Raw genomic sequence first — 6,490 nt, 5'->3', positions numbered from 1 at the left:
GGGGAGAGCATCGTCACGACCGGTCAGGTACTTTCGCGAATGATGAGCTCGGGATCGATCAGGGTAACCCGCGGGGGCGGTAGCTTCTCGCCAGCTGCAATCAGGTGCATCAGGCGATCGACGGCCATTTGCGAGACGGCCTGGGCGTCGTAGTTCACCGTCGACAGCGGCGGCTCTCCGAATTCGGTGAAGGCGATGTTGTCATAGCCCATGATGGCGAGGTCGTCGGGAATACGCACGCCCTGCTTGTGGCACCAGCGCAGCGCCCCCAACGCCAGCGAGTCGTTGTCGGTCAGCACTGCGGTCGGCCGCTTCGGCCCGTTCATGAGCATGTCGAGCGCGAAATAGCCGTGCCGCGCATAGTGACCATTGGTCGGCGCGATCAGCTCCGCATCGACGCCGATGCCGGCCTCCAAGAGGGCCTGCTGATAGCCTTCGAGCTTTTCGTCATTGCCATTGGCATGCGAGGCGTCGAGAAAGCCGATCCGCTTGTGGCCCCGGCCGATCAGGTAGCGCGTCGCCTGGTAGCCGCCGCTGCGATCGTTGACGCTTACTCCGTCAATGCCAGCGTCAGGATCGGCAATCAGCAGGACGAGCGGAAAATTGGCGCTGCGTAACGGCCTGAGGTGTTCGAGGTCACGATGTCGCGCCGGGTAGATCAGGATGCCATCCACCTGGCGGGAGCGGAACATGTCGACCACCCGGATCTCTTCCTCCAGCGTGTTGTTCGAGGTGGCGAACAGCGTGCCGTAGCCCCGCTCCGCCAGCGCGATCTCGACCGACTGGGCGGTCTGCGTCAGCGTCGGGTTGAGAATGTCGGTCAGCACCAGGCCAATTGTGCGGGTCGCTCGGCTCACCAGTGACTGCGCCACGTGGTTGGGAACGTAGCGCAGCTCGAGCGCCGCCGACTGGATCTTGTTCCGGGTTTCGACGGGAATGCGCTCGCTGTTGCGCAGCGCCAGAGACACGGTGTTCAGTGAAAAACCGGTGCGCGCAGCAATGTCACGTAACCGCACTATCCCCTTACCCAAGTTCGGCACCTGATTCTTGCACCGGCGATACTTCGCCCGTCGCTCTGCAACACCGATAGCATGCCGGTGTCGCGCTGGTCACCGTGGCTCGATCGCCCATGGGAACGGACATCGCGATCAGGCGATCGCTCGCGTTTCCTGCAGCCGGCGGATCGCCTGAAGCTGCAGGCTGTCCTCGGCCATCTCCATGAGTTCGATCCGGTTGCCGTCCGGGTCTTCCAGCCAGGCCTGGCGGTTGCCGTCGATCGCTGTCTTGAGCGGCAACAGCAGCTCGAGCCCAGCGGCCGCTACTTGCGCCAGCGTATCGTCGATGTTCTCGACGGTAAGGCACATATGGTTCATGCCGTTGGCGTTCCAGCCCGGCGCACGATCGTTTTCGGCTCCCGGGAAAACTTCGAGATACTGCGTGTCGGTGATCCGCAGATAGACGAGCCAGACGCTTCCGTCGTCCTTGTGGAGCCGCAGCATCTCGGGAAAGCCGAGCTTGTTGATGTAGTAGTCGAGCGAGCGATCGAGGTCGGTGACCTTGATCGCCACATGGCCGACGCCATTGATTCCGTGCATGCTTTGTCTCCCCTCAAGCGGCGTTTTCGATCCGGCCGAAACCGATCGTCCGCGCAATTTGTATGAACGCTAATACGAAGGGATCATCCGAACCATGGGGTCCTGTCAATCAGCATTTTCTTCGCCGCCAGACTGCTCTCATGTCGATCCCCCAGGGGAAGGCGCTAATAAGATGTTGATATTGCTGAATATATAGTCCAATTGTCCCGGCACATATCGCCGGGTTTCGTCGTGCGCCGTGATCGTTCCCACCCGAGGCGATCGACTCTCCTCAGATTATTGACCATTGACGAGATCGTCAGCGCGTATTTAGATTAGCGATAATACGGCCTCAACGGTCAGGGAGGCGGCACCACGGTCCAGAGGCCGGGTGGCGCTCTAGGGAGGGACGCATGGCCTTTCGGTGGAGCCGAATGTCGCCGCAGCTCGCGCTGACACCGGCGGTGGCGATAACGGTCGTCGCCTTCATCGGTTCGATCCTGTGGACGATCTATGTCTCGTTCACCTCATCGAAGGCCTTTGCGACCTACGGCATCGATTTTACCGACTGGGCCCGCCAGTACGAACGGCTGTTCAAGGACAAAGGCTGGACCATTGCGCTCAAGAACATGCTGGTGCTCGGCATCGGCAGTTTTCTGGCCATCGTCTTCGGGTTCATTCTTGCTGCCCTGATCGATCGCGAGAAGCGCGGCGAGGGCTTTTTCCGGACGGTGTTCCTCTATCCGCTGGCGGTCTCGCTGATCGTCACCGGCGTGGCGTGGCGCTGGATGTTCAACCCCAGCTTCGGCCTGCAAGGTGCGCTGCATTCCATCGGCCTTACCTTCATCAGCTTCGATTGGCTCTCCAAGCCCGAGACCGCCATGTACGGCATCATCCTCGCCTCGGTCTGGCAGGGCGCCGGCTTCTACATGGCGCTGATGCTCTCGGGCCTCAAATCCATCAACACCGAGATCTGGAGCGCTGCCCGTCTCGATGGGGTCAGCTTCTGGCGGCTCTACGCCGAGATCATCATCCCGATGATGAAGTTCACCTTCCTCACCTGCGCCATTCTGCTCTCGCTGGGCGTGGTCAAGGCCTACGACATCGTCGTGGCCATGACCAATGGCGGGCCGGGGCAGGCCACCTGGGTGCCGGGCTACTTCACCATCAACGCCTATTGGGTGAAGTCCAACCTCGCCTATGCCTCCGCCGCCGCCGCGCTGATGCTGGGCATCACGGCGCTGATCTTCCTGCCGCTGGTGCTGCTCACCGCCTGGCGCGAACGGGCGAGGACGTCATGAGCACGGGTCTGCTTTCGGGCGACGCCCGCGTCGAGGCAGCGCCGCGGTTCCCCCGCAAGCGCAAGGGCATCTCGGGGCGCTCGATCGCCATCCTGGTTTTCCTGAGCATCTGCGCTGCCTTCTTCTGCGTGCCGCTCTATGTCATCGTCACCACCTCGTTCAAGACGATGGAGCAGATCCGCGAAGGCGCGATCTTCTCGCTGCCCTCGCCCATCACATTCGAGGCTTGGGTCAACGCCTGGGATCATGCCTGCTCCGGCATCCGCTGCGAGGGTCTGAAGGTCGGCTTCTGGAACTCGGTGGCGATCCTGTTCCCCAGCCTGATGCTGTCGCTGACGCTGTCGTCGATCACCGGCTACGCGCTGGCGCTGTGGAAGGTGCGCTGGGCCGGCACCTTCCTTTTCATCCTCTTCATCTGCGCCTTCGTGCCGTTCCAGATCATCATGATCCCGCTCATCATTCTGAGTTCGGGCCTCAAGGTCTACGGCACCATATGGGGCATCGCCATCATCCATGCGGTGCTCTCCATGCCCTTCCTGACGCTGGTCTTCCGCAACTACTACAAGGGCATTCCGCAGGAGATCATGAGCGCCGCGATGATGGACTCCGGCTCCTTCTGGCGCGTCTTCGGCGAGATCATCGTGCCCATGAGCGGCAACATCTTCATCGTCGTTCTGATCCTGCAGGTCACCTCGATCTGGAACGACTTCCTGCTCGGTCTGACCTTTGGCGGCCTCGGTACCCAGCCGATGAGTGTCGTACTCGCCAATGTGGTCATCACCACCACCGGCGAGGCGGCCTACAACGAGAACATGGCGGCAGCGCTGCTCACCGCCATCCCGCCACTCGTCATCTACTTCATTCTCGGCAAGTTCTTCGTCCAGGGCATCACTGCCGGCGCAATCAAGGGGTAAGCGGGCATGCCACGGGTCATCTTCGAAGACATCATCAAGAGCTACGGCAAGCTGACGGTTCTCAAGAACCTCGATCTGGCCATCGACGACGGCGAGTTCCTCGTGCTGCTCGGTCCCTCCGGTTGCGGCAAGACCACCCTGCTCAATCTGCTGGCTGGGTTGCTCGATGTCACGGCGGGCCGGATTACCATCGGCGACCGCGACGTCACCGACCTCGACCCCAAGGACCGTGGTCTCGCCATGGTTTTCCAGTCCTACGCGCTCTATCCCACCAAGACGGTGCGCGGAAACCTGAAGTTCGGTTTGGCCGCTCACAAGCTGCCGACTGCCGAGATCGAGCAACGCATCGCCTGGGCCGCCCGCTTGTTGCAGATCGAGCCGCTGCTCGATCGCAAGCCGGCCCAACTCTCGGGCGGCCAGCGCCAACGCGTCGCCATCGGCCGGGCGCTGGTCAAGAAGGTCGGCGTGTTCCTCTTTGACGAACCGCTCTCCAATCTCGATGCCAAGCTGCGCACCGAGATGCGGCTCGAGATCAAAAAGCTCCATGACGAGCTTAAGTCGACCATCGTCTACGTGACGCACGACCAGATCGAGGCCATGACCATGGCGACGCGCATCGCCGTCATGGATGCCGGCGTCATCCAGCAGTTCGGAACGCCCGACGAGATCTACGGCCGCCCGGCAAATCTGTTCGTCGCCGGCTTCATCGGCTCACCCGCCATGAATCTGCGCCCCGCCACCCTTTCGGTGGCCGGCGGCAAGGTTGCCGCGCGCGCCGCCGGCGTCGACCTCGACGTCAGCCATTATGGTTTTCTCACCGCGCCGCGCGATGGCCAGAGCGTCGTCATCGGCTTGCGGCCGGAACATTTCGGCGAGCCCGACGCGGCCGTGACCGATCCTGCCGGAAATTTCTCGCTGCCCGTCCAGCACAGCGAAAAAACCGGCAGCGATGCCACCGCCTATCTCAAATTCGGCGATGGCCTGATCGCCACCCGTGTCGACCCCGAACTGATCGGCCGCTTCAAGCAGGGCGATACGGTCAACATTTCCTTCCCGCAGGGGAAGCTGCATGTCTTCGACGCCCAGAGCGGGCGCCGACTCTAGGTCGAGCACCGCACCCGATCTTGCTGGGGGTGGCGGTGATCGATGCGGCGACCCCGCCGAAAGGCAACGGGACGCCAATGCCCGGGCTCACCGGCCCGGCCTACCCAGGTTCTCCCAGGTAACGGGCGGACCGCACGCGGGCCTTGGAGGAAGGGAGCCGTGTCAGCGGCCGTTCTGAGGAAGGGCTTGGGCGTGACCGATGGCCGGATCTTCCGGCAGGCCCCGCCGCAAGGCAGGGACGTGAAACGTCGACTCGCCGAAGGCGAGCCAAAAGGGAGAGACACGAATGCATATGAAATCATTGGCGACCATGGCAGCCGCACTGCTGCTCAGCGCCGCGCCGCTCGCTGCCACCGCCGAAGAACTGATCGTCTATCACGGCTGGTCGTCCAAGGCCGAAGTCGCGGCCCTCAACATCCTCCAGGCTGCCCTTAACGAAAAGGGCCACACCTGGAAGGATCTGGCGATTCCGCACAACTCGGGCGTCAACGTCTCCATCGTCAACATGGTGACTGGTGGCGATCCCCCGAACGCCTTCGTCACCTCCGATCCGCATATCTTCCGCGACCTCGCCGGTCTCGGCCTCGAGCGTGACCTGACCGACTACTACAAGGAGATCGGCGCGGCCGACAATTTCTTCCCGATCGTGCAGGAACTCTCCACGGTCGACGGCAAGATGGTGAAGGTGCCGCTCTTCCTGCACATCGACGGCATGGTCTACTGGAACATGGACGTCGCCAAAAAAGCCGGTGTCGATCCGACAGCCTGGAAGAGCGTCGACGACATGATTGCCGACTTCCCCAAAGTCAAAGCCGCTGGCTTCGTGCCTGCGGCCGTCGGTGGGCAAGCCTTCCAGGTCGGATATCTGTTCCATGCCATGGTCGCTGCCCTAGCCGGGCCGGACATCTACGACCGCATCTATTCGGAAACCCCCGACCCGACCGCCTTCGATACGCCCGAAGTGCGCAAGGCCATCGAAGTCGTACGGGCCTTCTCCAACGAAGCCACCCCCGAAAGCGAGAATCGTCCCTGGAACGAGACCACCAATACGGTGATCGCCGGCCAAGCCCTGTTCCACATCATGGGCGACTGGATGAAGGGCGAATGGCTCGCCGCCGGCAAGGTCCCGGGGGTCGACTTCGGCTGCGAAGTCATCCCCGGCGCGCTCGCCGTTCCGGTGACCTCCGATGCCATGGGCATCCTCGGCGGCCAGCCGGCGGAAAAGGACAAGGCCGAACTCGACCTCGTCGCTGCCTTCGTCGACCCGATCGTCTCGGCCAAGGCCAATCAGCAGAAGGGTTCGACCAGCCCGCGTGCCGACGCTCCGACCGAGTTCCGCGATGCTTGCAACCAGGTGGCCATGGACGCCATGAACAAGCCAAACGGCGCGGTGAAGAACCCCTTCAACGTCATCACCGGCGACTGGAACAACGGCATCTGGACGGCGATGTACAACTTCTGGAGTGACAAGAACCAGACGACGGACGATGCCGTCGCTGCACTCAAGGACGCGTACGACCTGACGTTCAACTGATCGCGGGGGCCGGCGGGGAGACCTCCCAACTCCCTGCCGGTCCTCCCTGTTTCGACCGGCGCT

The 6,490-nt window shown here is 62.5% G+C and carries 6 protein-coding genes; 4 read left to right on the top strand and 2 right to left on the bottom strand.

Annotated features, from left to right (window positions below; all coding sequences use genetic code 11):
- Positions 1-23: 23 nt before the first annotated feature.
- A complete protein-coding gene (locus VW23_RS17595; RefSeq protein ID WP_244488383.1) occupies positions 24-1,016 on the bottom strand; it encodes a LacI family DNA-binding transcriptional regulator in 993 nt (330 codons plus the stop codon).
- Between the two features lie 132 nt (positions 1,017-1,148).
- Positions 1,149-1,595 carry a VOC family protein gene (locus VW23_RS17590; RefSeq protein WP_069910845.1) on the bottom strand — a complete coding sequence of 149 codons (447 nt, stop codon included), beginning with the start codon at positions 1,593-1,595 and terminating at the stop codon, positions 1,149-1,151.
- A 413-nt stretch (positions 1,596-2,008) separates the two neighbouring features.
- On the opposite strand from VW23_RS17590, the gene VW23_RS17585 reads away from it, so the two are divergent.
- From VW23_RS17585 to VW23_RS17570, 4 genes are all read left to right on the top strand, one after another.
- Positions 2,009-2,875: a carbohydrate ABC transporter permease gene (locus VW23_RS17585; protein ID WP_244513639.1), complete on the top strand. Its 867-nt coding sequence runs from the start codon at positions 2,009-2,011 to the stop codon at positions 2,873-2,875.
- Positions 2,872-3,789, top strand: coding sequence for a carbohydrate ABC transporter permease (locus tag VW23_RS17580; protein WP_084646275.1), 918 nt, complete (start codon positions 2,872-2,874; stop codon positions 3,787-3,789). The genes VW23_RS17585 and VW23_RS17580 overlap by 4 nt, the downstream gene beginning before the upstream one ends.
- Before the next feature lie 6 nt (positions 3,790-3,795).
- The gene (locus tag VW23_RS17575; protein WP_069910843.1) at positions 3,796-4,893 is read left to right on the top strand and encodes an ABC transporter ATP-binding protein; all 1,098 of its coding nucleotides are present in this window, start codon (positions 3,796-3,798) and stop codon (positions 4,891-4,893) included.
- 286 nt (positions 4,894-5,179) lie between these two features.
- Positions 5,180-6,427 carry an ABC transporter substrate-binding protein gene (locus VW23_RS17570; RefSeq protein ID WP_069910842.1) on the top strand — a complete coding sequence of 416 codons (1,248 nt, stop codon included), beginning with the start codon at positions 5,180-5,182 and terminating at the stop codon, positions 6,425-6,427.
- The last annotated feature ends 63 nt before the right edge of the window (positions 6,428-6,490 follow it).

It is taken from the genome of Devosia insulae DS-56, from assembly GCF_000970465.2.
GTDB classification, from domain to species: Bacteria; Pseudomonadota; Alphaproteobacteria; order Rhizobiales; family Devosiaceae; genus Devosia_A; species Devosia_A insulae.
Note: the sequence above shows the minus strand (reverse complement) of the source record. Positions and strands in the feature narration are given on the sequence as shown.